This window comes from Paenibacillus sp. MBLB1832, assembly GCF_032271945.1.
Lineage (GTDB): Bacteria > Bacillota > Bacilli > Paenibacillales > NBRC-103111 > Paenibacillus_E > Paenibacillus_E roseopurpureus.
In genome coordinates this window covers 135756-162501 of sequence record NZ_CP130319.1, presented here as the reverse complement: position 1 = coordinate 162501, position 26746 = coordinate 135756, and the positions used below count along the sequence as shown (strand labels likewise).

The 26746-nt window shown below is 50.4% G+C and carries 21 protein-coding genes; 6 read left to right on the top strand and 15 right to left on the bottom strand.

The window, feature by feature from the left end:
- The first annotated feature begins 13 nt into the window (after positions 1-13).
- Positions 14-808 carry a flagellar motor protein gene (locus MJB10_RS00720; protein ID WP_314800540.1) on the top strand — a complete coding sequence of 265 codons (795 nt, stop codon included), beginning with the start codon at positions 14-16 and terminating at the stop codon, positions 806-808.
- Entirely contained in the window at positions 786-1613 is an 828-nt protein-coding gene (locus MJB10_RS00715) for a flagellar motor protein MotB (protein ID WP_397386561.1), read from the top strand. Before MJB10_RS00720 ends, MJB10_RS00715 begins: the two co-directional genes overlap by 23 nt.
- 329 nt (positions 1614-1942) lie before the next feature.
- On the opposite strand, the gene MJB10_RS00710 is transcribed toward MJB10_RS00715, so the two are convergent.
- The 5 genes from MJB10_RS00710 to ftsE all read right to left on the bottom strand — a co-directional run bounded on the left by MJB10_RS00710 (position 1943) and on the right by ftsE (position 7843).
- Positions 1943-3226: a PDZ domain-containing protein gene (locus MJB10_RS00710; protein WP_314800536.1), complete on the bottom strand. Its 1284-nt coding sequence runs from the start codon at positions 3224-3226 to the stop codon at positions 1943-1945.
- Between the two features lie 127 nt (positions 3227-3353).
- The gene (locus MJB10_RS00705) at positions 3354-4817 is read right to left on the bottom strand and encodes a S41 family peptidase (RefSeq protein WP_314805434.1); all 1464 of its coding nucleotides are present in this window, start codon (positions 4815-4817) and stop codon (positions 3354-3356) included.
- A 91-nt stretch (positions 4818-4908) separates the two neighbouring features.
- Positions 4909-6102: a murein hydrolase activator EnvC family protein gene (locus tag MJB10_RS00700; RefSeq protein WP_314800533.1), complete on the bottom strand. Its 1194-nt coding sequence runs from the start codon at positions 6100-6102 to the stop codon at positions 4909-4911.
- Positions 6103-6249: 147 nt separating this feature from the next.
- A complete protein-coding gene (ftsX, locus tag MJB10_RS00695; RefSeq protein WP_314800531.1) occupies positions 6250-7167 on the bottom strand; it encodes a permease-like cell division protein FtsX in 918 nt (305 codons plus the stop codon).
- Positions 7157-7843 carry a cell division ATP-binding protein FtsE gene (ftsE, locus tag MJB10_RS00690; RefSeq protein ID WP_314800528.1) on the bottom strand — a complete coding sequence of 229 codons (687 nt, stop codon included), beginning with the start codon at positions 7841-7843 and terminating at the stop codon, positions 7157-7159. The genes ftsX and ftsE overlap by 11 nt, the downstream gene beginning before the upstream one ends.
- A 253-nt stretch (positions 7844-8096) precedes the next feature.
- Between ftsE and MJB10_RS00685 the strand changes: the two genes are divergently transcribed.
- From MJB10_RS00685 to MJB10_RS00670, 4 genes are all read left to right on the top strand, one after another.
- A complete protein-coding gene (locus MJB10_RS00685) occupies positions 8097-9530 on the top strand; it encodes a VanW family protein (RefSeq protein ID WP_314800524.1) in 1434 nt (477 codons plus the stop codon).
- 112 nt (positions 9531-9642) lie between these two features.
- Positions 9643-10404, top strand: a complete 762-nt coding sequence (locus tag MJB10_RS00680) for a DUF1700 domain-containing protein (protein WP_314800522.1) — start codon at positions 9643-9645, stop codon at positions 10402-10404.
- 3 nt (positions 10405-10407) lie between these two features.
- Positions 10408-11295 (top strand): DUF4097 family beta strand repeat-containing protein, encoded by an 888-nt coding sequence (locus MJB10_RS00675; RefSeq protein WP_314800519.1) that lies wholly within the window; start codon positions 10408-10410, stop codon positions 11293-11295.
- 150 nt (positions 11296-11445) lie between these two features.
- The gene (locus MJB10_RS00670; RefSeq protein ID WP_314800517.1) at positions 11446-13188 is read left to right on the top strand and encodes a methyl-accepting chemotaxis protein; all 1743 of its coding nucleotides are present in this window, start codon (positions 11446-11448) and stop codon (positions 13186-13188) included.
- 79 nt (positions 13189-13267) lie between these two features.
- Here the strand turns inward: MJB10_RS00670 and argH are convergent, their stop codons facing one another.
- From argH to secA, 10 genes are all read right to left on the bottom strand, one after another.
- Positions 13268-14683, bottom strand: a complete 1416-nt coding sequence (gene argH, locus MJB10_RS00665; RefSeq protein WP_314800515.1) for an argininosuccinate lyase — start codon at positions 14681-14683, stop codon at positions 13268-13270.
- A 103-nt stretch (positions 14684-14786) separates the two neighbouring features.
- The gene (locus MJB10_RS00660; RefSeq protein WP_314800512.1) at positions 14787-16025 is read right to left on the bottom strand and encodes an argininosuccinate synthase; all 1239 of its coding nucleotides are present in this window, start codon (positions 16023-16025) and stop codon (positions 14787-14789) included.
- Positions 16026-16065: 40 nt separating this feature from the next.
- Positions 16066-17025, bottom strand: a complete 960-nt coding sequence (gene argF / locus MJB10_RS00655; protein WP_314800509.1) for an ornithine carbamoyltransferase — start codon at positions 17023-17025, stop codon at positions 16066-16068.
- Positions 17026-17056: 31 nt separating this feature from the next.
- A complete protein-coding gene (locus tag MJB10_RS00650; protein WP_314800506.1) occupies positions 17057-18253 on the bottom strand; it encodes an aspartate aminotransferase family protein in 1197 nt (398 codons plus the stop codon).
- Positions 18254-18319: 66 nt separating this feature from the next.
- Positions 18320-19090, bottom strand: a complete 771-nt coding sequence (gene argB, locus MJB10_RS00645; protein WP_314805432.1) for an acetylglutamate kinase — start codon at positions 19088-19090, stop codon at positions 18320-18322.
- A 36-nt stretch (positions 19091-19126) separates the two neighbouring features.
- Positions 19127-20371 carry a bifunctional glutamate N-acetyltransferase/amino-acid acetyltransferase ArgJ gene (gene argJ, locus MJB10_RS00640; RefSeq protein WP_314800504.1) on the bottom strand — a complete coding sequence of 415 codons (1245 nt, stop codon included), beginning with the start codon at positions 20369-20371 and terminating at the stop codon, positions 19127-19129.
- 13 nt (positions 20372-20384) lie between these two features.
- Positions 20385-21434 carry an N-acetyl-gamma-glutamyl-phosphate reductase gene (gene argC, locus MJB10_RS00635; protein WP_314800501.1) on the bottom strand — a complete coding sequence of 350 codons (1050 nt, stop codon included), beginning with the start codon at positions 21432-21434 and terminating at the stop codon, positions 20385-20387.
- Positions 21435-21883: 449 nt separating this feature from the next.
- Positions 21884-22753: a YitT family protein gene (locus tag MJB10_RS00630; protein ID WP_314800499.1), complete on the bottom strand. Its 870-nt coding sequence runs from the start codon at positions 22751-22753 to the stop codon at positions 21884-21886.
- 92 nt (positions 22754-22845) lie between these two features.
- Positions 22846-23959 (bottom strand): peptide chain release factor 2 gene (gene prfB, locus MJB10_RS00625; protein WP_314800497.1). Its coding sequence is split into 2 segments (ribosomal slippage): positions 22846-23886 and positions 23888-23959, totalling 1113 coding nucleotides; the frame shifts between segments, so codons are not numbered across the junction.
- Between the two features lie 68 nt (positions 23960-24027).
- A complete protein-coding gene (gene secA / locus MJB10_RS00620; RefSeq protein ID WP_314805430.1) occupies positions 24028-26547 on the bottom strand; it encodes a preprotein translocase subunit SecA in 2520 nt (839 codons plus the stop codon).
- Positions 26548-26746 lie beyond the last annotated feature (199 nt).

Here is a 26746-nt window from a genome sequence, read left to right as displayed (position 1 = left end):
GAGTGGTACAGTCATGGATTTGACAACCGTATTAGGGTTAGTATTGGGTCTTGCAGGATTAATCGGCGGATACATGTGGGATGGCGGTCACGTCTCCTCATTAATCATCCCAAGCGCATTGCTTATTGTCTTCGGCGGAACGTTTGGCGCAGTAGCCGTGAGCTTTCCTGGTTCTATTTTAGCTAAAATTCCTAAAGCCCTCGGTATCGCCTTCAAACAGGTAAGGAGAGACCCCGCAGCCACCATCGATGAAATCGTGGATATGGCCTCCATTGCTCGTCGAGAGGGTGTCCTTGCCCTTGAGCAGCGTGCGCAGGAGCACCAGAATCCATTCTTGAAGGATGGACTCCTGATGGTTGTCGACGGTACCGATCCCGAGCTGACGCGTCAGATTCTGGAGCTTGAAATGGATGCGATTGAGCATCAAGTTACGAATATGTCCAAAGTTTTTGAAGCCGGCGGCGGATATGCACCTACAATGGGAATCATCGGTACGGTCATGGGACTTATTCACGTTCTAGGCAACCTCGAGGACCCGTCCTCCCTTGGACCTGCCATTGCCGTTGCTTTCACCGCTACTCTGTACGGCGTTATGAGCGCCAACTTAATTTATTTGCCTATTGCGACGAAAATTAAAATTCGCGGTAAAGAAATGGTTAGTGAAATGGAATTGATGCTGGAAGGCATCCTCGCTCTACAAGCGGGAGAAAATCCGCAACTAATCAAGAAAAAACTGAATTCCTTCCTCCACGATAAATCAACTAAGCAAGCTCCAGAGGAGGTCGATGGCTTTGGCGAGGCGCGGTAAGAAGCACGAAGAACATGTTAATCATGAGAGATGGCTCATTACGTACGCCGACTTGATTACGCTGCTGCTCGTTTTTTTTATTATCATGTATGCGATGAGTAAAGTGGATGTTCAAAAGTATTCCGTTTTGGCCCAAGCCTTAAACCTGCAATTCCAAAAAGCGGACTCCATCCTGGATAAAAACCATGGGATCAGCGGTTCCATGACGCCGAAGCAAGGCGACGCGGATAGCAAGGATAAGGACTACACGCAACATAATCAGGATGAGCAGAAAGAAGAGCACGACAAGACGAAACCTGAAGACAGCGAGAAAGACAAGCGCGAGAAAGAGCTGCAGGATCTCTTGAAGCAAATTCAAACGTACATTACGGATCAAAAGTTGGAGTCCCAAGTGTCCGCCATGAATACGGAACGCGGCGTGGCGATTACGCTCAATGATCTCTTCCTGTTCGATTTGGGCAAAGCGGACCTGAAGGCCCCTTCCTTCCCGATTCTGCAAAAGCTGGCTTCCCTCTTCCCGACGCTAAAAAGTAAGGTCAGTATCGAGGGGCATACGGACAATTTGCCGCTAGCACCTGGATCTCCTTACAAAGATAACTGGGGGCTCTCCTTCGCCCGCTCCCTCTCTGTCCTTCGCTATTTCAGCGATACGGCGAAGCTGGACGATAAGAAGTTCATCGCGACCGCTTATGCGGACACGGTGCCGAAGGAACCGAATACGAGCGATACCAATCGCAGCAAAAATCGCCGCGTCGAGATTATCGTACTCCGGGATGAAATTAAACCGACGACACCGACGCAGTAGGTGCGGCCCTGTGCGTGCCCTAGCCCTATATCCACGATGTGGATGTAGGGCTTTTTTGTGTGCCAGCCCGTCTCGGGGCGGGGTAATGGAGAATAAGACCTTTGCGGGGTCTTATCGTGCTTTCGCTACCAGCGAGTCGCGATTTAAGACCTCTGCGGTCTTATTTGCGGCGGAAGGGAGCGACGGGTTCGGATTGGGGTTTTGACATTAGCTGCGATTGCGGTTGTGCTGCGAGGTGCGGTCGCGTCCCAACCGGGTTAGCGATATACCACAAACATGCAAAAAGCCACCCCCGCGCAGGATCATCTCTACGCTGGGGCAGCCCCGTTTTACAATGACTTCGTTGAATTGTTCGGCAAAAGCCCCGTTAGCTTACCGTGCAAGTAGCTGAACAGATGCTGCGGACGCTGCTCCAGATAATACAGCACGTCTTGATCAGGTGCGAGCAGAATGCCAAGCTGATGATGATCGCCCGCGAATATGCCTCGTTTCAAAAACCGCACCTCGCCCTGATGATTCAGAATCTCCAGCCTACAAAAGGCGGAGTTCAAGCTCATCGCCGCGTGCAGGTCGGTTTTGGTTTTGATTTTGAGTCCATTCACCTTGTGAATGACCTCGCCCACCCCAATGCCGAGCTCCTGCGCAGGGCTGTTCGGTACCACCGAAAGCACCAGAAGTCCGCGCTCGGAGTGAATATAGAAAGGGGTCATTTTCGACTCGGCCCACTGGTTATAAAAGAGCACACCTTCGTGCACCACGATGCTCAGCACTGCTCCAAGCAGGGCAAACGGTGTCCAGAAGTGAGCTGCCACAGCTGCACCAAGCATCACGACACCGTACACGTAGAGCAAGTTCGCGCTGTAGCGCGCTTGCTTCTGCGGCAGCTTCGAGAGCGTCAGCTCGGTGAAGCCGATCATCGCTGGGAAGGCCAGCAGCGTCCAGCCTGCGGAAAGATCAGGACTAAACAGCGTCGACCACGGCAGTGCCAGATCACTTCCGCCACTCATCGGCACGAGGAGGAACAACGGCACTGGCCAAAAGCCTTGCAACCGCTGAGCGCCAATCATTTGGCCGCGCTTCCCTTCAAGAAACAGCGGCGTTGCCATCCGCGCCCCTTGCCAGCCGACCAGTACGCCCTCTAAGAGGTGCAGGACGGCAACGATAACCAACAGCGAAGGGATATCCGCGCTTGCCACGGCTTCTACCATCGTGTAAGACTCACGCAGGCTCGCAGCATCAGGAATCCACGAAAGGATGAGCTGCGCAATCCCTAGAACCCCAACCGCGTAAGCCAGGCATAGGAACCGCACGCGAAACAGCATGAGAACGACCGTAATCACCCAAAGGATAAGGATCACGTCCGCTTGCACCGTCACCCCCACGAAGAAGAGCAGAATCGACGCGGTAAGTCCGCCAACCCAGCCCCAGAGCACCACACGCCACGTTTCACTCAGCAAGCTGTGCAGACGTGTATGAAAGAGCTTCCGCTCCATTTGGATTTGCTTCCGATAGTGCAGAACGATAAACAGTATACCTATATAGTAAAACGGATTCGTAAACAGCTGCCCCACAGCCTGCAGCCCTCTGTCCAAAAATTGCAACCACACATCCATACGAATCTAGGCTCCTTGGCAAAAAGAAATAGGAAGGTCGCCACGAAAGCAACCTTCCTACTCTATTTCGACCGCGAGCGCTTATTTCCTGCCGCAGCGGTACAATTTCCAATAACTTACGGTCATTTTATTTGCCAAGTTGCTTCTGAATCTGATAGACAGCGGCTTTAAGCTGAGCATCATTTTTCGGATCACGAATTTGGGTCATAATGGCCTTCTCGATCTTGGACGCTGTATCTGTGTCCACTTCGCCTGTTACAGGCAAACTGTTCGCCTTTTGGAAAGCTTTCACGGCTAGCGTCGTTTTTTCGCTGAAATAGCCGTCAGTCCGCTCGGCATTAAAGCCCAGACCCGCTAGCATCAACTGCAAGTTTTTCACATCATCGCTCGTAGTGTCTTGCTTCAGGACGTCCTTCTTCGTCAGCGGCGCCGCCTTGAAGTAACCCGGCTGCTCAACCGCAATGTCAGGTGTGATACCCTTCTTATGAATCCAGTTGCCATTTGGCGTCAGCCATTTGTACACCGTCATCTTGATATTGCTGCCGTCGCCCATTTCCTTCTCGAACGTGACTTGAACCGTTCCTTTTCCGTAGGACGTTTCACCAATGATTTTGCTGCCTACCGCTTCTTGGAACGCGCCTGCCAGAATCTCGGATGCACTCGCGCTTCCTTTATTAATCAGCACCGTGACGGGGTAATTTTTCCCTTTGCCTGTCGAAGGTGTCGGCTCCCGCTTCCCATCCCGATTCTCAACCTGCAAGATCGGTGAACCGCTCTTCACGAATGGATTCACGATGTCCACGACCACATTCAGCAAGCCTCCTGGATCGTTACGAACGTCGATAACAAGTCCCTTCATGCCTTTCGCTTCCAGGCTTTTCAGCTCTTCCGCGAATCGAACCGCGGTATTGGATGAGAATTGACGAATCTCAATTTTGCCAATCTGATCCGCCATCATTTCCGCATGTACCGTTTCGACATCGATATTATCTCTCACAACAATAACTTGCACGGGATCCCCCGTACCTTGACGCAATAAGTCCAGCTTCGCCTGCGTACCCTTAGGTCCGCGGATTTTCATCACCGCTTGATTCAGGGTAAGCCCGTCCAACTTCTCACCGTTTACAGAGACGACGACATCCTTGGATTGGATGCCCGCTTTCTCGGCAGGTGATCCTTTAATCGGCGACACAATAACGAATTTGCCATCCTCCAGCGAAACCTCAGCACCTATGCCTTGGAACGAGGATGTGATACTCTCATCGAACTGCTTCGCTTCCTTCTGGTCCATATACACAGAAAATGGATCTTCTAAAGATTCCAACATCCCGTTAATCGCGCCATTGACGAGTTGATCATGATCGGGCTGCTTGAGATACTTACTCTCGATCAGCTGAAACGTGGTGGCGATTTTGTTTAAATCCTTGCTTGAAAGCCCCGACGAAGCAGAAACTGATGTCGCCGAACTGCCCGTGGATTGCTCATTCTTTCCCCAAGTAAAGGAGGAATCGACAATCGTCAGTGTAACAATACTGCTTGCGAACATAGCTAACAAAACGAATACAATGACCGTGCGACCTTTGAATTGCAAAGTGCGATTCACATCCTTTTTCCTCTTACCCTTTTTGAGATGGCCTGCTTTAGTATATGACAAGCCCCTCACTTATTATTACCAGTTTGTCCTAACGCAAGAATGGCTTAGGATCCGTTGGCACTTCATTTTTCCGCACTTCAAAATGCAAGTGATTACCGGTCGACTGCCCCGTGGAGCCAACACCGGCAATTTTCTGTCCGCGCTTCACGACATCGCCGACTTTCACGTAAATACCATCGTTCATAATATGACCGTACAGCGTCCAAAGTCCGCCGCCATGATCGATGATGACACAGTTTCCGTAGCCATTCATCCATGAGGCATAGATGACAGATCCGTTCTCTGCGGCAAGAATCGGCGTTCCTTTGGCCGTGCCCAAATCGATCCCTTTATGGTTCTCTTGTTTTCCTGTCACAGGATTGATCCGACTCACGAAGTCCGAGGTGATCGGTGCCTGAGAAGCTAGCGGATAGCCCAACTTACCGCCCGCATACGTGAATGGCGATTTCGCATTCTCTGCGGCCCGCTTCTTCGCCTGCAAATCAGCCTCTTGCTTGGCTAACTGGGTAATCTGTTTATCGCTTTCTTCCGAGATTTCCTCCAGCTCTCGTTCTTGCTTCGCTAGTGAGGCGATCTTCACTTCCTTCGCCTTCTCCTTCACCTGCAGATCTTCGCGCAGTGCATCCGCATCCGCATAGAGAGCTTTCACTTTTTCAAGCTGCTTCTCCGTCTCCGCTTTTTTCTGTGCAACCATTTCCTTGTCTTTCATATTCGACTCTAGTATTTCTTTATCTTGATTGACGATAGATTTCAATGCTTCGATCCGGTTCAGGAAATCGGAAAAGCTCGTCGCACTTAGCACAACGTCCATATAAGAAACGAACCCGTTCATATACATCAATCGCACGCGGGATTTCAGCATATTGTCGCGGCTCACGACACGCGCTTCCGCTTCATCCAATTGCTTCCCGTTCGCTTCCAACATATCCGACACTTGGTCAATTTGTTCATTGAGTTCCGTCAGTTTTTTGCTAGCTTCGTTCACTTGATTGAGCAAAGTGTTCATGTCCTTGGTCGTCTGATCCTTCTCCGACTGGACTTTCGTGATTTGATTCTGCGCATTATTCGCTTTCTGCTGCGCTTCCGCCTTCTGTTTCTTCAGCGCTAATATCTGCTGATCAATCTTCTCCGTGGCCGACGCCGCATAGCTTGCGGCATTGGGCACGCTTAGCGAAACAAGCAATCCGAGCGTTAACGCGACCGGCACAATTTTCTTCTTCAAACGCGTAGCCTCCCCATCTGGAACGATTAATACGGCATGTATGGTTTGAATCTCTTACGTTCTAAGTTGCAAATCTATGAATCTTTGAAAATGAAACCAAGAAAAAAAGGAGGCCAGAGGAACACTCTGCCCCAATTTCTTCAATATTTACACTCGTAGGAATTTACGGACGGAGATCAGCGATCCCCAAATACCAATCACAATACCCAAACCGATTAAGAGAATGGTCAATGTAGGTGCAATGCTGCCGAAAGGCGTCAACTGAATCATCATCAAATTCAAGTTGAGTGAACTAATATGAAGCAGCTTCCAATAACCTCCAAGAATAATACCAGTTGGAACAATGGAACCAATGATACCGAGCAACGCCCCTTCAATGAAGAACGGCCACCGGATAAAAGAATTCGTCGCACCGACGAGCTTCATAATTGAAATTTCTCTTTGTCTTGCCAAAATCGTAATTTTGATCGTATTGGCAATCAGGAATACCGCCGTAAACGACAGCAGGATGACGATTCCGATACCGATCCAGCGAGCAATCTTCGTCACTTTGAACAGCGCTTCGACCGTTCCCTTGCCGTAATTCACTTTATAAATCGGTTTCGGATCCTTATCCGCGTTCAAGGCCGAAATCTGATCTGCGACATGGGCCACGTTCCGCGGGTCATCCACTTCGATCGTGAACGCATCATTCAGCGGATTGTTATCCCCTTCAAAGCCATCCAGGAGCGCCTTGCCGCTTTCACCAAGCTTCTGACGCAAGTAAACGAGTCCTTCTTCCTTGGAAACGAATTTAATCGTTTTGACCTCAGGGATTGCTTTCATTTGAGTTTCAAGCAAGGTGATCTGGCTCTGAGGCGTGTTAACCTCTAGGTACACATTAATTTCAACCTGTTGCTCAATTTGCGTAGCCACATCGTTCACGTTCAGTGTGATCAAGACGAATACACCAAGAATAAATAAGGAAATTGCGATAGAGCTGATGGATGCGAAGGTCATCCAGCCATTGCGCACGACATTTTTCGTACCTTCTCGCAAATGTCGAGCAGCCGTACTAATCTTCATAGCCATATTCCCCCCGTGCTTGATCGCGAGCAATAAGGCCATTCTCAATCGCAATAACGCGCTTGCGCATCGTATTCACGATTTCTTTGTTGTGTGTTGCCATGACGATGGTCGTGCCGCGGAAATTAATTTCCTCCATCAATTTCATGATGCCCCATGATGTTTCTGGGTCTAAATTCCCTGTCGGCTCATCGGCGATGATGACAGACGGGTTATTGATTATTGCCCGGGCAATAGCAACGCGCTGCTGTTCGCCACCGGAGAGCTGCGACGGGAGTGAATTGGCCTTGTCTTTGAGCTTCACGAGCTCGAGTACTTCCATCGTGCGCTTCTTGATCTGCTTCTTCGGCGCTTCAATCACTTCCATGGCGAAAGCGATATTTTCGAAAATGCTTAACTTCGGCAGCAAACGATAATCTTGGAAAATAACACCGATATTTCGACGAACATACGGGATCTTGCGCTGTTTCAATTTCTCCAAATTAAAGCCGTTTACGAAAATTTGACCTTTGGTAGGCCGTTCTTCTCTATACATTAACTTCATAAAAGTAGATTTTCCTGCACCGGAAGGCCCGACAACATATACGAATTCATTGCGGTCCACTTTTACATTAATTCCTCTCAATGCATGAGTTCCGTTGGAGTACGTTTTCCATACGTCCTGCATTTCGATCACAATATCACATCCTAATATAGGGATCTTTGAGTTTTACTCAAAGTCTCTCTGCTGTATAGACAGCCTATATCCATTCGACATAAAAGGTGAAATTCCTTCTATATCGACTTTGAAAATGATGGAGAATCCCGTCATGATGCCAATTTTTGTACATATTTTAGCCGAATCCTGATTCTGTACTAAATTCGTCCGCCCATTGATACATATAAAAAGACAGGCTGTAACTCATTCGTATGTAAAGGAGAGGCTGTTCATGACACGCCCATTGAAAACCTGGCTCCTCGTCTCGGGGATTACACTCGTCCTGTTAGGCGCATGCGGCGCTGCCCTCTATCGATATGGCTCACAATCTACCTTCGCTCCTGGTGTCACAATTGCGGGCTGGCGTGTAGGCGGAATGACTTATGAGACTTTCCAAAGCCAGTTAACTCAACGCTTGAAGCAGCTGTCGGCTTTCCCTGTCGTTCTGCAAACGTCGTATGCGGACGTGCCCACCAGAAAATTGCCGCTCGGGCAACTAGGCGTTCACTACGATCAAGCAATGCTCACACAATCCATGGCACAATGGACGTCCCGCTCCCTTTATACACGTATCAAAGCCCGATGGACCCTCAGAAATGTTGCGATTCCGCTTCCCGTTTCGGTAGACCCTGATCAGCTGAATGCCACGGTGAAGACCTCATGGAAAGAGCTGTATGCGAAACAACCCATAGCAGCTAAACGGGTTCTAAAGGCGAAGGACCAGATCACTTACGAGTCTGAGCAGAATGTCCTCCGTATTGATACCGCGCATCTGCAGGAGCAGCTGCTCACGATGGCTCCAACCCTGGGCACAGTAACACATGCCGCGCAAATCGGGATCTCCCTGCCGATCTATGAGATGAGCCCCTCTGTCACCGTGGCTTCCCTTCGGCAACAAGGCATTACGGGCAAAATGGCCGAGTTCACCACCACCTTTCCCCTTTCGGGCGAAGGGCGGGTTCATAATATTAAGGCAACGGCAACAACCATTCAAGATTACTTGATGGCCCCTAACGATACGTTCGATTACGCCAAAATTATTGCCCAAACCGAAGCCAAATTCGGATACAAGGAAGCGCCTGTCATTCTTAATGGCACCCTTGTCCCGGGCATTGGCGGCGGAATCTGCCAAGTCTCCTCAACCCTGTACAATGCGGTTCTGCGCAGCGGCCTAGAAATTGTCGAACGGCGCAACCACTCGCTTCCCGTTAGCTATGTGCCATTAGGGCAGGATGCGACCTTCGCTAACGGCTATATTAACTTCAAATTCCGCAATAATACGAGCAGCTATGTATGGATACGCACGATGACGACCGATGGAGCCGTAACCGTCAAATTATTTGGTCATCCCAACCCCTCGATCACCTATGACATTGACTCTACGGTCGTCGAGACGATTCAACCGCCGGTCAAGTACGTGAACAATCCGAACTTACCCCCAGGCTTGGAACGTCCGATCTCCTCTGGCAAAGCCGGGTACAAGGTGGAGACGTATCGCACGAAGCGAGAGAATGGCACAATTGTCAGCAAGGAACTGATCTCCAAAGATCAGTACTCGCCTGTACCTACGATGATTGCTGCCAATCGCGGCGATGCTAAGCCTCAAGATTCTGCGCCTAAACAGCCCATTGTCGAAGATGGCGTAAGTGCATTTTCCGCTCAGTAATCTCCCTTATACGGTGAAAAACGTGAAGGTCATGTGACTGTAGTTACTACGTCATTATGACTTTTTTCTTTTATGATAAGACTATCGAAAGAGGATTTAAGGAGGCCAAGTGATGAGTAAATCGGATTATTTCAAAGAATTAAACTATCGTTTGCGCGGACTTCCCGAGAAGGAGCGCCACAATATATTGAAAGTCTATGAAGAGTTGTTTCAGAAAGCCGTTGAAAATGGCAAACACGAAGACGAGGTAGCGCAATCGCTTGGCTATCCGCGCGTACCGAATTGGGATGCCCACAAGGAGGCACCTTCCGTGAAAGAGGATCTGCTTAGACCTACGGGGGAAGCGCCGCCAATGTCTGTGGCGAGTGACGATCTCCCTGAACCGCCAGCTGCGCCTTATATGGAGCCGAATGAGCCAGTATTTGACTCGAAAATCGCGCCGCAAGCCCCGCCAGCTTGGGAGCCGCCGGCTTACACGAAACCGCCGCAGCCGCATTTTCCACCAATGTACAGCGCACCATATCCGAAACCTTACCCGACCAAAACCGACACGGGCATTAAGGCGATCATCATTTCGATTATGCTTGGTTTCTTCAATCTCATGTTCGTTGTCGGACCTTGGTTCGGGGTCTGCGCAGCGTTGATTGCGTTCTTCGCAGCTGGCTTCGCTTTATTAATCGCACCTGTGATCGGCGTCCTCACCAGCCTCGCAGGAATGTCTGGCAGTGACTTTCAATTCGTATCATTTGCGATGCTCGCCTGCTTCGGCTTAGGCATCATACTCACGACGTTGAGCTCGATGCTGCTGAAGTTATTTTTCAAGCTAAGCTGGAAGTACATTCAATTCAATGCCAAACTGATCAAGGGGGTTTAAGCCATGCCAAATAAAGCGAAATTTTTCTTAGTGACAGGCTTTCTCTGCCTAGCAATCGGCCTGGTTGGCGCAGCGGTGTCTTTCCAGTCCTTAGACTTAGAAACTGGTGTCTCTAATATGGATATGGAGAAAAAAATTTCCGCATCCGCGATCGATACATTAACGATTCAAAACAACCTGACAGGCGTTACCTTTGTGCCAAGCAATACCGATGAAATTACCGTGCATGTGACAGGTTCCGCTCGTGAGGAGGAAGTGCAGAGCTGCACCATCGAAGCGGTGACGGAGGGGACGAACGGCTGGCGTGTCGATGTATGTCCGAAAAAGAAAAACCACATCGATATCGGCTTCGACCTTACCGAGCTGAAGCGGTTGATCAGCGGCCAGGACTTTAAACTACGTACCGAAGTCGCACTGCCCGATAAACTGTACAAAGCCATCACCGTCAGCACAGATACAGGTGCCATTTCCTTCAAGGATGTGAACGCTGAGAAATTAACAGCTAGTACCGATACGGGATCGATCACGATTGACCGGTTCGAAGGGAAAACATTGAGTCTCCAAACCGACACAGGCAGCATTCACCTCAATGACGGTCAGGGAAACATGAAACTGAGAACTGACACAGGCTCCATTACCGCTTCGCTCCGCGAGCTCGGCGATTCCGTCAATTTAGATAGCGACACAGGGTCGATCCGTGTTGAACTAAACACGCCGCCAACGGATGCAAGCTTTGATCTGAGAACAGATACAGGCAGCGCCAACCTGCAAATCCCAGGCATGTCCATACAGAAGACGTCACATAACGAGGCAAAAGGCACGATTGGCAATGGCAGCAAGAAGCTGACAGCTCGCGCCGACACAGGTTACATCGAAGTGAAAAGCAGATAACCTAACTGATTGGAAAAAGGCTTAATTCGCATTCGCTGCGGATTAGGCCTTTTTTACCATTTTCTGTTGTATTTTGTCGTAATAGGAGGAATTCCATCAACAGAACCGAATACATACAAAATTATACAGAAAGTAGGGATAATTAACCATATGTTAAAAAAATTGCAAATAAATATTCAGATGAAGATTGTGACAACATCACTGCTTCTACTGCTTATTCCTATTCTTATCTTAGGCAGCATCTCCTATTACGTTTCTTCCCAAGTCACCAATACCTTAATTGAAAAAGACTTAAGAAACGCTGTTCAAATGTCGATTCAACTAATCCAATCCTTCGATGATTCCGTCAAATCAGGGAGTATGACCAAAGAAGAAGCGCAAGAGAAAGTGAAAGTCTGGATGCTCGGACCGAAAAAAGACGGCAAACGCCCCATCAATCCAAAGATCGACTTAGGCAAAAACGGATACTTCTTTGTCCTCGATAATAAAGGAAACGAAGTCGCGCATCCTTCCTTAGAAGGCCAGAACATTTGGGATAAGAAATCGAATGATGGCCAGCTTTTTATCCAGGAGATGATTCAAAAAGCTGAAAATGGCGGTGGGTTCACAACTTACATGTGGCCTCTGCCTGGATCAACGAAGGAAGCGATGAAAATCACGTACGCTGAGAAGGATCCGCAGTGGGGGTGGATCGTATCCGCTGGCTCTTACTTACAGGATTATAACGCAGGACAAGCTGATATATTGCGCACCATTATTATTACTTTCGTCAGTTGTCTGGTGGTTGGTTTAGCGGTCCTGATTCTCTTCGCTAGACATATCTCCAAGCCACTCGTTCGAGTAGAGCGTCAGGCCAGTCAGATTGCCATCGGTAATTTGGTGATGACGGATCTCAATGTAACGAACCGTGATGAAATTGGCAAGCTAGCCGCATCCTTCAATCAAATGAAATCCTATATCCGGGAACTCGTTTCCCAAGCAAATACAAGCTCAGGTGCACTGAACAAAGAATCTAATCAAGTTGCACTCACACTGAATGGCATGGTGGAATCAGCCAATCATATCTCCTCCGTTATGCATGTTGTGGCAGCAAGTACGCATACACATGCAGCGAGTGTGATCGAGAGCTCGACAGCGATGAAGGAATTATCAAATAGCATTCAACAGGTCGCAGCCAGTTCCTCAACTGCCTTCAATTTGTCAGAAACCACCGTACTGGAAGCGGAAAAAGGTAATGCATTCATCCAGCAGACCAACGAACAAATGCGAGTCGTAAGCTCAACCATGGACAACCTGTCCAGCACCATCAATTTGCTGCGTGAACGCTCTCTGCAAATTGGCGAAATTGTTTCGATCATTTCCGACATTTCCTCGCAAACTAATTTGCTCGCTCTGAATGCCTCGATTGAAGCGGCACGAGCAGGAGAACATGGCAAAGGGTTTGCGGTCGTTGCAGGCGAAGTTAAGAAGCTAGCCGAACGTTCCAAACAATCTACCGAACAGGTGACGGAATTGATCTCAGGCATTCAAGGCGACATTCAGGGAGCTGTGGAGACGATGCGTAAAGGCGATGAAGAAATCGCAGCCAGCGTTGGCACCTTGCAGGAAACTGGCTTTGCTTTCCAAAGCATCCATGGCGCTGTGAAAGAAGTACTTGAACAGGTGCAGCAAGCATCATCTGAAGCCGGGTTCATGGCAGCCACTTCACAGCAGGTGCTTCAATCCTTGTCCGATATGGAAAACTCCGCTAGCCAATCCGCTGGCACTGCACAAACGATATCCGCTTTGACCGAAACACAGCTATCCAGCATCGACGGAATCGCAACATCCGTGAGAAACTTGAACGAGATGTCTGCGCAGCTGCAGCAAGTGATTGAACAGTTTAAGGTTTAGACCAAATTACAGTAAAGACGCCTCCAAATCCACGAGATACATGGTTCTGGGAGCGTCTTTTTGCTTGCATATTCGAAGTTTATTTGCTTTTCTCTAAATAGTCATTTAACCATGCCTGCGAGTCGGCAAGCACTTGCTCCGCGCGGCTGATCGCGCCGCTAACTTGGTTCGAAGCCGTACCGCCGTACACGTTACGCGCGTTGACGACTTGCTCGGGCTGAAGCACCGCATAAATATCGGACTCGAACAGCTCGGAGAATGTTTTGAACTCTTCGATGTTCATATCGAGGAGATATTTGTTGTTCTGGATGCAATACAGAACCGTCTTGCCGATGACTTCGTGCGCTTGGCGGAACGGAAGTCCTTTGTTCACGAGGTAATCCGCGATGTCCGTCGCGTTGGAGAAGTCTTGGTTCACAGCTTGGCGCATGCGCCCTGTGTTCACTTTCATTGTGGACACCATCGGCGCAAACAATTGCAGCGCCCCTTGCAGGGTACGAACGGTATCGAACATGCCTTCTTTGTCTTCCTGCATGTCCTTGTTGTACGCCAGCGGCAGCGACTTGAGTACGGTCAATAGACCGAACAAGTTGCCATAGACGCGGCCCGTTTTACCACGGACAAGCTCCGCGACGTCCGGGTTCTTCTTCTGCGGCATAATCGAGCTGCCGGTGCAGAACGCATCATCGAGTTCGATGAACGCGAACTCGGTCGAAGACCAGAGCACCATTTCCTCGCAGAAGCGAGAAAGGTGCATCATGATCATGGACGCGTTGGAGAGGAACTCCAGAATGAAGTCGCGGTCGCTGACCGCGTCGAGGGAGTTCTCGTACACGCGTCCGAACCCGAGCTGCTCCGCCACGAAATGGCGGTCGATCGGGAAGGTCGTGCCCGCGAGCGCGCCAGCGCCGAGCGGCAGCATATCTACGCGCTTGTAGCTGTCCTGCAAGCGCTCCAGGTCACGCTGGAACATGCTGACGTAGGCCATCAGATGATGCGCGAACAAGATCGGCTGCGCACGCTGCAGATGCGTGTATCCTGGGATAATCGTATCGAGATTAGCCTTGGCTTTCTCAAGCAGCGCTTCTTGCAGCTTGATGAGCAGGCCCACGAACTCGACCACGCGCTTGCGCAGGTAGAGATGCATGTCGGTCGCCACCTGATCGTTACGGCTGCGGCCCGTGTGCAGCTTGCCGCCGACAGGACCGATCAGGTCGATCAAGGTTTTCTCAATATTCATATGAATATCTTCATTCTGAATCGTGTACGCCAGCTCGCCGCGGCGAATCATGCCCTGCACTTGCAGCAAGCCGTCTTTGATTTTCTCAACATCGTCCGCAGGCAAGATGCCGCATTTGCCCAGCATTGTCACGTGCGCCAAGCTGCCCTCGATATCTTCCTCGGCAAGCTCTTTATCGAACGTAATGGAAGCTGTATATTCTTCGACCAGTTGGTCGGTTTGTTTCGTGAAACGTCCACCCCAAAGCTTTGACACCGTGCATAACTCCTCTCGAATCTCGTGATCTCGGTACGGCGCACATCCGCGCCGCTCTGAATAGCCCAAAGGCTTTCCTCGAGGGAAAGCCAGTGTTAAATCCTTATTTCTTCGCGTTCTGCTCCACGCCGGAGCCTACTTTCAAGCGCAGCGCGTTCAAGCGGATAAAGCCTGTAGCGTCGCCTTGGTCGTAAGCTTTCGTAGGATCCGCTTCCATCGTTGCGATATCTGGATTGTACAGGGATACAGGGCTTTTCACGCCTGCCCCAATTACGTTACCTTTGTACAATTTCAGGCGAACCGTACCAGATACGTTCTTTTGGCTCTCGGATACAAGCGCTTGAATCGCCAAACGCTCAGGTGCGAACCAGAATCCGTTGTAAACAAGGGAGGCATATTTGGAGATCAAGGAATCACGCAGATGCATCACATCGCGGTCCATCGTTAGGGATTCCATTTTGCGGTGAGCGGTGAAAAGAATTGTACCTCCTGGTGTTTCATATACGCCGCGGCTCTTCATGCCGACGAAACGGTTCTCCACCATGTCTACACGGCCAATCCCGTGTTTGCCGCCGATTTCGTTCAACGTTTCCATCACTTCAAGCGGGGAAAGCTGCGTACCGTTGATAGCAACACAATCGCCTTGCGCGAACTCAAGCTCGATGTATTCCGCTTGATCTGGCGCATCCTCAGGGTCTACGCTCAGTACGAACATATCTTTGTTAGACGTTGCTGACGGATCGAACCAAGGATCTTCCAACATGCCGCTCTCGAAAGAGATGTGCAGCAAGTTGCGGTCTGTGGAATACGGCTTCGCAGCGGATGCTGTTACTGGAATGTTATGCTTCTCTGCGTAAGCGATCATCTCTGCGCGGCCTGGGAACTGCTCGCGGAATGCTTCCAAACGCCAAGGCGCAATCACGGACAACTCAGGCGCAAGCGCCGCTGCTGTTAGTTCAAAGCGTACTTGGTCGTTCCCTTTGCCTGTAGCGCCGTGAGCAATCGCTGTTGCGCCTTCAGCGCGCGCGATCTCAACCATGCGCTTAGCGATCAAAGGACGCGCAATGGACGTGCCGAGCAGGTATTGCCCTTCATAAAGCGCAGCCGCTTGGAACATCGGGTTGATGAAATCTTTCGCGAACTCAGCGCGCAGATCGTCGATGTAGATTTTGGATGCGCCGGTTGCCAACGCTTTTTCTTCCAAACCGTCAAGCTCATCCTTTTGCCCGATATCCGCTGTGAATGCGATGATTTCGGCGTCATACGTTTCTTTTAACCATTTGAGGATAACTGATGTATCCAACCCGCCTGAATACGCGAGTACGATTTTTTCCTTAGCCATGTCTGTTCTTCGCTCCGTTTCTACTCTCACATTTGAAATTTTATATCATAGTCGCGGCCATAATGGCCTTTTGCGCATGAAGACGATTCTCTGCTTGATCGAAAATGATGGAATGCTTACCGTCGATGACGCCTTCGCTCACTTCTTCCCCGCGGTGGGCAGGCAAGCAATGCATGAACAAGTAATCCGGCTTCGCATATTTCGTCAAAGCTTCGTTGACTTGGTAGTTCTTGAACGCGATTTCGCGCTGTTGCTGCTCAGCTTCTTGACCCATGCTCGCCCATACATCCGTGTAGATGATGTCGGCATTCTCAACCGCTTCGCGCGGATCGCGCGTGACGAGCAGGCTTGCACCTGTTTCTGCCGCGTTTTCCTTGGATTGACGGATCACTTCTTTGTCGGCATCATAGCCTTCTGGCGAAGCGATTGCGAAATCCATCCCCAGCTTGCTAGCTCCCATCATCAAAGAGTGCACCATGTTATTGCCATCGCCGATATAGGCGACTTTGATGCCTCTTAGGCGGCCTTTTTTCTCCAAAACCGTCTGATAATCGGCCATGACTTGGCAAGGGTGCGCATGATCGGTTAAGCCGTTAATAACAGGTACCGTTGCCCCGCGCGCCAAATCGATCACCTTGCGGTGCTCGTAGGTCCGAATCATGATCCCGTCTAGGTAACGGGACAGCGTTTGGGCGGTATCCCATACCGTCTCACCGCGGCCCAGCTGCAGGTCATTTTTGCTTAGGAACAGCGCTTGCCCGCCTAATTGGTACATCCCCACTTCAAAGGAAACCCGCGTACGCGTAGAGGATTTCTCAAAAATCATCCCCAACGTTTTGCCCGCTAGAATCGGGTGCGGCTCTCTCGCCTTCTGCTTGCGCTTCAGTTCGATGCCGTAATGAATTAAGTATTCAATTTCTTCGGATGTATAATCAATTAAAGCCAGAAAATCCTTGCCCTTCAACTGGGCAGCCAGTTCTTCTTGGACTGTCGTATTCATAGAATCCGTTCCTCTCTACTGTAAACTTCAGTTAGACGCCGCTGATCGTTGATGCCTTCTGGGAGAGGACACCGCACACCACATCTAACGCTTGATCCAAATCTGCTTGCGGTATCGTTAACGCCGGCACTAAACGAATCACGTTAGGACCTGCTGGAATGACCAGCACACCTTGCTTATGAATCTCACTGATGATCTCGCTAGCAGGCTGAGTTAATTCGATCCCGATCAGAAGACCGATGCCACGAATACTCTTCACGAGCGGATTGCCCGCCAACGCGCTCTCCAACTTCTTCACCGTATACTCGCCTAATTGAGCTGCGCGCTCTGGCAATTGATTCGAGATAATCGTGCTAAGCGCCGCATGTCCAGCTGCTGTGGCAATCGGCGTGCCGCCGAATGTGGAACCGTGACTGCCTGCGTTGAACGCTTCGGCCAAGTACCCTTTGCCTAGCATCGCACCAATCGGGAACCCGCCGCCAAGACCTTTGGCCAAGGTGAAAATATCTGGCTCTACGCCATAATGCTCGTAAGCAAAAAGCTTGCCCGTACGCCCTACGCCCGTCTGGATTTCATCCGCAATGAGAAGGAGATTGTGCTCTTTGCATAACGCAGCCAGCTGTTTCACGAACTCAGGGTCAGCTGGCAGCACGCCGCCTTCGCCTTGTACGAATTCCAGCATTACCGCACACGTACGCTCGTTTACGAGACTGCGGACCGATTCGATGTCGTTGTAGTTGGCGTAGACGAATCCTTCAGGCAGCGGAAGGAAGCCTTCCTTTACTTTATCCTGACCCGTCGCAGTTAATGTAGCCAGCGTGCGTCCGTGGAAGGACATGTTGAACGTAATAATCTCGTACCGACCGTTGTTCAGAATCTTTTGCGAGTAGCGACGCGCTAGCTTGATCGCACCCTCATTCGCCTCCGCACCTGTGGAGCAGAAAAACACATTGTCCGCACAGCTATTCGCCGTCAATAACCCAGCTAATTTCTCTTGATTCGGAATGTGGAAAAGATTCCCTACATGCCACAGCTGATCCAACTGCTCGATTAGCTTCTCCTTAATTTCCTTCGGCGCATGTCCGAGTGCAGCAACCGCAATCCCGCTCATCATGTCGATGTACTCTTTGCCTGTGTCATCCCACAGTCGGCTGCCTTCACCTTTCACTAGCGTAATTGGATATCTGCTGTAGGTTGGAAAGAGCGAGCTTTTTCCTTGTTCTGTCATGTCCTTACCTCCTAAAAGTTTTCGTTAGAAAACTAGCTTCGTAAGCTCAACTTATGGGTTGTTTGGTTACCGCACAATACGCGTGCCGATGCCTTCGCCTTTCAGCACTTTGCTTAACACGTTCGGCTCCGAACCGTTCACAATGACAACTTCCTGTACTTGCCCTTGTATACATGCAATCGCTGCGCGCACCTTCGGAATCATGCCTCCGTAAATGTCGCCGCTGGTGATCATCTCTTCAATCTCGGCTACGCTGACGACTGGAAGGACTTGCTTCTCGCCGTCTACGACCTTCATGATGCCAGGAACGTCGGTGACAACGATCATCTGCTCCACGCCAAGGTGGGAAGCGACAGCGCCTGCAGCCGTGTCGGCGTTAATGTTATAGCGCTGCCCGCCATCGGCGCCAAGGCCTACAGGTGCGATAACCGGGATGTAGCCCATGCTCACGATCCCTTGAATCAGCTCTGCGTTAACCTTCGTTACGTCGCCAACAAGACCCACTTCATGGCTGTTCGCAACAGGCTTCGCTTCGATTAGATGTCCATCCACACCGGACAATCCGAGCGCTGTTGCACCCGTCAACTGAATACGTCGCACGATTTCCTTGTTAATCTGGCCGGATAGCACCATTTCTACCACATCCAGCACCGCTTCATTCGTAACTCGCAGCCCGTTCACAAAGCCAGACTCAATGCCGAGTTTGCCTAACGTCTCCGAGATCGCAGGACCGCCGCCATGCACGATGACGGTGACGATGCCCTCTTCCTGAAGTTGGCGCATATCTTCAAAAAAACTAGTCGGCAGCGCCGCAAGCGTGCTGCCTCCGCATTTCATCACAAAGCAATTGTTCTTCACTGCTAAATGTCCCCCTTACGTCCGATATGCCGCATTGATACGCACATAATCATAGGTCAAGTCGCAGCCCCAGCCCGTTGCTTTGCCTTCGCCCATATGTAAATTCACATGAATTTGAATCGTGTCTGTTTTCAAATAAGCTAGAGCCGCTTCCTCGTCGAACTTCACGGGACGCGACTGCTCTAGCACAGCGATATCGCCAAGGCGAATATCGACCGTGTTCACGTTCACTGGCTGTCCCGAGTAACCGACAGCCGCAATGATCCGGCCCCAGTTCGCATCCGCGCCGTACACAGCGGACTTCACGAGGCTTGAGCCGATGATCGACTTCACGATCTTCCGTGCCGCATCATCGCTCTCTGCGCCGATGACCGTCGTCTCGATCAGCTTCGTCGCGCCTTCGCCGTCGCGCGCAATCGCTTTGGCGAGGTACTCGCCGACGTATTGGAACCCGGCTGCGAAAGCTTCCCAATCCGGGTGCCCCGGATGCAAGGAGTCTCCGCCAGCCAAACCGCTCGCCATCACCACCACCATGTCGTTGGTGCTTGTATCTCCGTCAACCGTGATCATGTTGAACGTGCTATCTGTAATCCTGCTTAGCAAAAGCTGCAGGTATTCGCTCTCAATCGCGACGTCGGTTGTCATGAAACCGAGCATCGTCGCCATGTTCGGGTGAATCATCCCCGAACCTTTCGCTGCCCCGGCAATGTGCACCTCTTTGCCGCCAACCACAACACGGACACACGTCATCTTCTGCACGAGATCCGTCGTTAGGATCGCCTGGCAGAAGTCTTCGCCGCCGTCTGCCTTAACCTTCGCTGGCAGCTGCTCAATGCCGCTTAGCACTTTGCTCATCGGCAATAGCTCGCCGATTACGCCCGTGCTCGTCACGCCTACGTGATGCTCCGCTACGCCAAGTGCCTTCGCGCTTGCCGCGCGCATCGCGCGAGCGTCGTCTTCGCCTTGCTGGCCCGTGCACGCGTTGGCGTTGCCGCTATTCACGATCATCGCTTGCAGCTTACCGCTGTGGGCGATACTCTCTTGCGTCACGCGCAGCGGTGCCGCTTGGAACGCGTTCAGCGTGTACACGCCTGCCGCTGACGCTGGCACATCACACAGGATTGCGCCGAGATCATAGCGCTCTGTCTTCTTCAATCCGCAGTGCAGTCCGCCTGCACGAAAACCTTTCGGTGTTGTTACCGTTCCCTCTGGCACCACAGTAAAGCTAACTTTATCCGACATGGTTGTCTTCTCACCCATCCTTATCTTCTTGTTATGGATACACCGGCGCGAACAACAACCCTGTCGTTTCGTCCCAGCCCTGCATAATATTTAAATTCTGAATAGCTTGACCTGCCGCGCCCTTCACGACATTGTCGATGACCGACACAATTGTTACACGCCCTGTGCGCTCATCCACAGCAAAACCGATATCACAGAAGTTCGAGCCCATAACTTCCTTCGTCGCAGGGTACTTCCCTTGCTGGCGAATCCGCACGAATTTACGGCCTTCATAGAACTGACGGTACAACTCAATGAATTCCTCCGTCGAGTGTTCCCCTTGTACCGTGGCATACATCGTGGACATAATCCCGCGTGTCATAGGGACAAGATGTGTCGTGAACGTCGTCACAACCGGTTTGCCTGCAATACGGCTCAGCGCTTGCTCAATTTCCGGGATGTGCTGGTGTTTATTTATTTTGTAAGCTGATAAATTCTCATTCACTTCTGAGTAGTGTGCGGTTAAGCTTAACCCGCGACCTGCGCCAGAAACACCGGACTTCGCATCAATAATAATTGTGGATGGGTCAATCCATCCCGCTTTCACCGCAGGAATCAGACCCAGCAACGTTGCTGTCGGATAGCAGCCTGGGTTCGCGATCAGATCGCTGCCCTTCACTTCGTCCCCGAACACTTCGGACAGACCATAGATCGAACGAGCCAAAGCTTCTTCGGACGCGGCCGGTTTTTTGTACCATTTTTCATAGTCGCTAGCGGACTTCAGTCTCAAATCCCCCGAAATATCTATGACCTTCAAGCCTGCGGCAAGCAGCTTCGGTGAAAGCTCCGCACTCACGCCTGCTGGTGTCGCCAAGAACACAACATCCGCTTTGCCTGCAATCAGCTCAACGTCCAACGCATCCAGAATATCCACAACCACTTCCTGCAAATGTGGAAAATGCTCCGCCAATGGCGCTCCCGCATTCGATGTTGAAATGACGGACGTAATCTGCACATACGGATGCGCCTGCAAAAGACGGATCAACTCCGCGCCGCCGTACCCTGTAGCTCCAATAATAGCCGCTCTCATGTTCTGACTCATTCCCATGACCTCCCGATACTCCAAAAATATATGTATTATTATACATTCGTATACATCATAATACAATGAATTTTTTCGCGCTTTTTGCGCGGTTAAATTTACGATACAGCAAGTCATTTCAAGGCTTTCGCTTATGGAAATCAGCTTCCTGTTGCAATGTCTGAATAGTCTGACTACTAGCGGTCATATACACATTATGCATGAAATTTACGTTTGTCGTGCATAAAATCGTATCTACAAGTGAAGATCCATCCCTGCAATCCATCCAACTTATCCATTATCCCAAACTCTCAGGCAAAAAGGCAAATTCTGTTAGATAACTCATCTTGTACACATTTTTACTCCCATGTTGTGGATAAACATAGATGTTATACACAAAATACCAACAACTTATCCACAAACCAAAAAACCACGAGGCAACGTTATCCCCATGGTTTTTCACAATTTCCTTATGCGTGACGCTTAAAGCCTTCGCCCAATACCTCATTCGTTTCGCTCAAAATGACAAAAGCCTGCGGATCAACCGCTTGCACCAGTGTTTTCAACCGACTAACTTCATTCTGTTTCACGACGACCATCATGACTGTCCGCGATTCCCCGGTAAACCCGCCAGCACCGCTCAGCTCAGTCAATCCTCGATCCAAGTCATACAAAATCGCTTTACGAATGGCATCCGTGTGATCCGAGATAATAAAAGCTACTTTCGCGTAGTTGAAGCCAATTTGCACGATATCGATCGTTTTCGTGGTGACGAATAAGCCGATCATTCCATAGAGCGCATTCTCCGGTGTGAACACCAGCGCAGAGCTAATAATGACTACACCATCGAAAATGGCAACCGAAAAACCTAAGCTTAAGCCTGAATATTTATGTAAAATTTGTGCTGCCAGCCCTAATCCGCCTGTGGAACCTCGTCCCTTAAATACAATTCCCAAGCCTAGACCGACGCCGATCCCCCCATACACAGCCGCTAGCAGCGGATTATGCGTGGGCACACCGAGATGACTAGTCGCGAGTACGCAGAACGGAAAAATGATCGAACCGACAACAGCTTTAACCCCGAATTTTTTGCCCACTAGCCATATGGCGAGCAATAAAATTGGGATGTTAAGCGCCCACTGCGTGTACGCTGGTTTCAGTCCCGTTACTTCCTGCAAAATGGTAGAAATCCCTGACACGCCGCCCGTAGCGATCTGGTTCGGGTTCAAAAAGCTATTAAAGCTAGCCGCCATGATCAGCGAGCCCACTAGCATTAACACATATTCAAAGGCGGTGTGGGCCGGACTTCCAATCCGCAGCCGCGGTTCTCTTCTGGACATTGATGTTCCCCCTTGGATGACAATGAAAAATCCTACACCCCTTAGGTGTAGGATCGACGATTATTACACTATACATGCATAAACTTCGCTCGTTACTCTGGCTTCCGAATCTGATGACGCAAATACGCATCGATGAACGTATCGAGATCGCCGTCCATGACCGCGCCAACGTTCCCCGTCTCGGCGGACGTTCGGTGATCTTTCACCATGCTGTACGGATGGAACACGTAAGAACGAATCTGACTGCCCCACGCAATATCCGACTGCTCGCCGCGAATCTCGGCCAGCTGTTTCATCTGCTCTTCGATCTTCCGCTCGTAGAGCTTGGAGCGCAGCATCTTCATCGCTTTCTCGCGGTTCTTGATCTGCGAGCGCTCTTGCTGACAGCTCACCACCACACCTGTCGGAATGTGCGTAATCCGCACAGCCGAGTCCGTGGTGTTAATATGTTGACCGCCCGCGCCGCTTGCGCGGTACGTATCGATCTTGAGATCCTCCGAGCGAATCTCGCCTACGTCGGTGTCGTCTTCGATCTCTGGCATCACATCACACGACGCGAAGGAGGTGTGGCGACGGCCAGAGGCGTCGAACGGCGAGATGCGCACGAGCCGGTGCACGCCCTTCTCTGCCTTCAAATAGCCGTAGGCGTTGAAGCCAGTGATCTGCAGCGTGACACTCTTCACGCCGGCTTCGTCGCCAGGCAAATAGTCGAGCACCTCGACTTTGTAGCCCCGCTTCTCCGCCCAGCGGCGGTACATGCGCAGCAGCATCTCGGCCCAGTCCTGCGACTCGGTGCCGCCAGCGCCTGGATGCAGCTCGAGGATCGCGTTCAGCCTGTCGTACGGCTGATTGAGCAAGAGGCCAAGCTCGAAGGATTCGAGCTTCTTGATCAAAGCTTTGATGCCAGTCTCGATGTCTTTCACGAGACCCGCATCGCTTTCCTCCTCCTCGAGCTCCACCATGACCTGCAAGTCATCAAACTCGTTCGAGAAGCCCTGGAACTGCTCAACGACACTCTTGATGGCGTTGAGGTCCGCGATGGTCTTCTGGGCACGTTCGTTATCGTCCCAGAAGTCCGGTGCGCCCATTTTTTCCTCAAAATCTGCAATTGCTTCTAGCTTATGATCTAAGTCAAAGAGACCCCCGTAATTCGGTTAGTCGCTTCGCTGTTTCTCTTAGGTCTTGTTTTACTTCTGGTTCCAGCATGTCTTACACCTCATTTATTCATCTTGCAGGCTTGCAGGTAGACTCAGGTTGCTTTGCTTACAAAAGGCTTACATCCCTTGTCCATGGCACTGCTTGAACTTCTTCCCGCTGCCGCAAGGGCATGCGTCGTTGCGTCCAATGCGCTGCTCATCGCTGCGCACAAGTGGTTTCTTGCCGCCCGCTTCGTTTTTCGTATCGACCGCTTGACCCTCAGCTACCGCTTGGCGCTCCAGATTGCTCTGTACGTGTGCTTTCATGACATACATTGCCACTTCTTCACGAATGCTTTCGATCATTTCTTGGAACATCTCGAAGCCTTCGAATTGGTACTCACGAAGTGGATCTGTACCGCCGTAAGCGCGAAGGTGGATACCTTGACGCAATTGATCCATCGCATCGATATGATCCATCCATTTGCTATCTACGGCGCGAAGCGCAACAACCTTCTCAAATTCACGCATGAATTCTGGACTAATTTCCGCTTCACGCTCATCGTAACGCTTCCTCACAAGCGCATTAATGTGCTCAATGATCTCGTCTTGCTCTTTGCCCCAGATATCTTGCTCAGAGATCTGAGCGTCGTCATGCAGCAAATTGTTGTTGACGAAATTCGCAACTTCAAGCAGTTCCCACTCTTCTGGAATTTGCTCTTCCGGACAGTGTACTTTCACAACGCGCTCCACCACTGCTGCGATCATACCCTCGATGACTTCGCGGATATTCTCAGACTCCAGCAGCTCACGGCGCTGTTTATAAATAATTTCACGTTGTTGATTCATAACATCGTCATATTGCAGGACCACTTTACGCACGTCAAAGTTGTTACCCTCAACACGCTTCTGGGCAGATTCAACCGCACGCGAGATCAATTTACTCTCGATCGGCTGATCTTCTTCCATTCCGAGACGATCCATCATGGCCATAATATTTTCAGCGCCAAAACGTTTCATCAATTCATCCTCTAGGGAGAGGTAGAACTGGGAGGAACCTGGATCCCCTTGACGACCCGCACGACCGCGGAGCTGGTTATCGATCCGTCTGCTCTCATGACGTTCTGTACCTATGATATGCAAGCCGCCAATATCGTGTACGCCTTCACCCAACATAATGTCCGTACCACGACCCGCCATATTCGTTGCGATCGTAACGGCCCCCGGCTGTCCCGCACGAGAAACGATTTCCGCTTCTTCCGCATGGTACTTAGCATTAAGAACCTTGTGTTGAATGCCTTTTTTCTTCAGCATCTCAGACAGGCGCTCGGAATTCTCGATCGATACCGTACCAACAAGCACGGGTTGATTTAACTTGTGGCGCTCCACAATTTGCTCAACAACGGCTCTGAATTTACCATTTTCCGATTTATACACAACATCCGGCAGATCCTTACGAATCATTGGACGGTTCGTCGGGACGATAATAACATCCAGACCGTAGATTTTCTTCAACTCTTCTTCTTCCGTCTTCGCCGTCCCCGTCATCCCCGCCAGCTTGCGGTACATCCGGAAATAGTTCTGGAACGTAATCGTTGCGAGTGTCATGCTCTCATTCTGAACTTTCAATTGCTCTTTGGCCTCAATCGCTTGATGCAGCCCATCACTATAACGACGGCCTGTCATGATACGACCCGTAAATTCGTCAACGATCATGACTTCTTCTTCTTGAACAACGTAGTCCACGTCACGTTTCATGATGAAACGCGCTTTGAGCGCTTGTGTGATGTGGTGGTTGATATTGACATTCTGATGATCAAATAAATTCTCGATGCCGAAAGCTCGCTCCGCCTTCGCCACTCCTTCTTCCGTCAACGCAACTGCGCGGACTTTGATATCAATCGTGTAATCTTCTTCCTCTGTCAGCTTCGACACAAAACGGTCAGCCGTGAAATACATATCGGTAGACTTGGCAGCTTGTCCAGAAATAATCAAAGGCGTTCTGGCCTCATCGACTAGAATGGAGTCAACCTCATCGATTACGGCATAGTACAGCGGACGTTGAACCATCTGCTCTTTGTATAGCACCATGTTGTCACGCAGATAGTCAAAGCCGTATTCATTATTCGTTCCATATGTAATATCACAAGCGTAAGCCGCTTGCTTCTCTTCGTGAGACAAATCGTGTAAGTTTACCCCAACCGTTAGGCCGAGGAATTGATAAATTTGACCCATCTCGGCACTATCCCGCTGTGCCAAGTAATCATTTACGGTAACCACATGCACGCCTTTACCAAGCAAAGCGTTCAAATAAACAGGAAGCGTCCCAACTAGCGTTTTCCCTTCCCCTGTGCGCATCTCCGCGATACGGCCTTCGTGCAGCACCATACCCCCGATGAGTTGAACATCATAGTGACGCTTGCCGAGCACACGCCATGCTGCTTCTCGAACAACAGCAAACGCCTCAGGCAGCAAATCATCGATTTCCTCACCTTTCTCCAGGCGCTCTCTGAACTCCGTTGTCTTCCCTCTTAACTCGTCATCGGACAGCGGCTTAATGCCAGCTTCGAGCTCGTTGATGTAATCAACGGCCTTGAGCATCCGTTTAATCTCCCGTTCATTGGAATCACCAAAAATTTTCTTCACTAGTCCTAGCATCGGTGAACCCCTTTCCCTTGCGTTCGTATCCTTAAATTGTACCACTGATGACAGTCTTGTCGCAACAAACGCCTGTCTCTTCCTTGTTTATCTGATAAAAACAGGACTTATCTACCATGCAACCCTGTATTTCTTAGTATGAAATATCGACAGGACTTACATGCATGCTTGCATTTGGGGGGCAGCTTTTTGAAAAGGA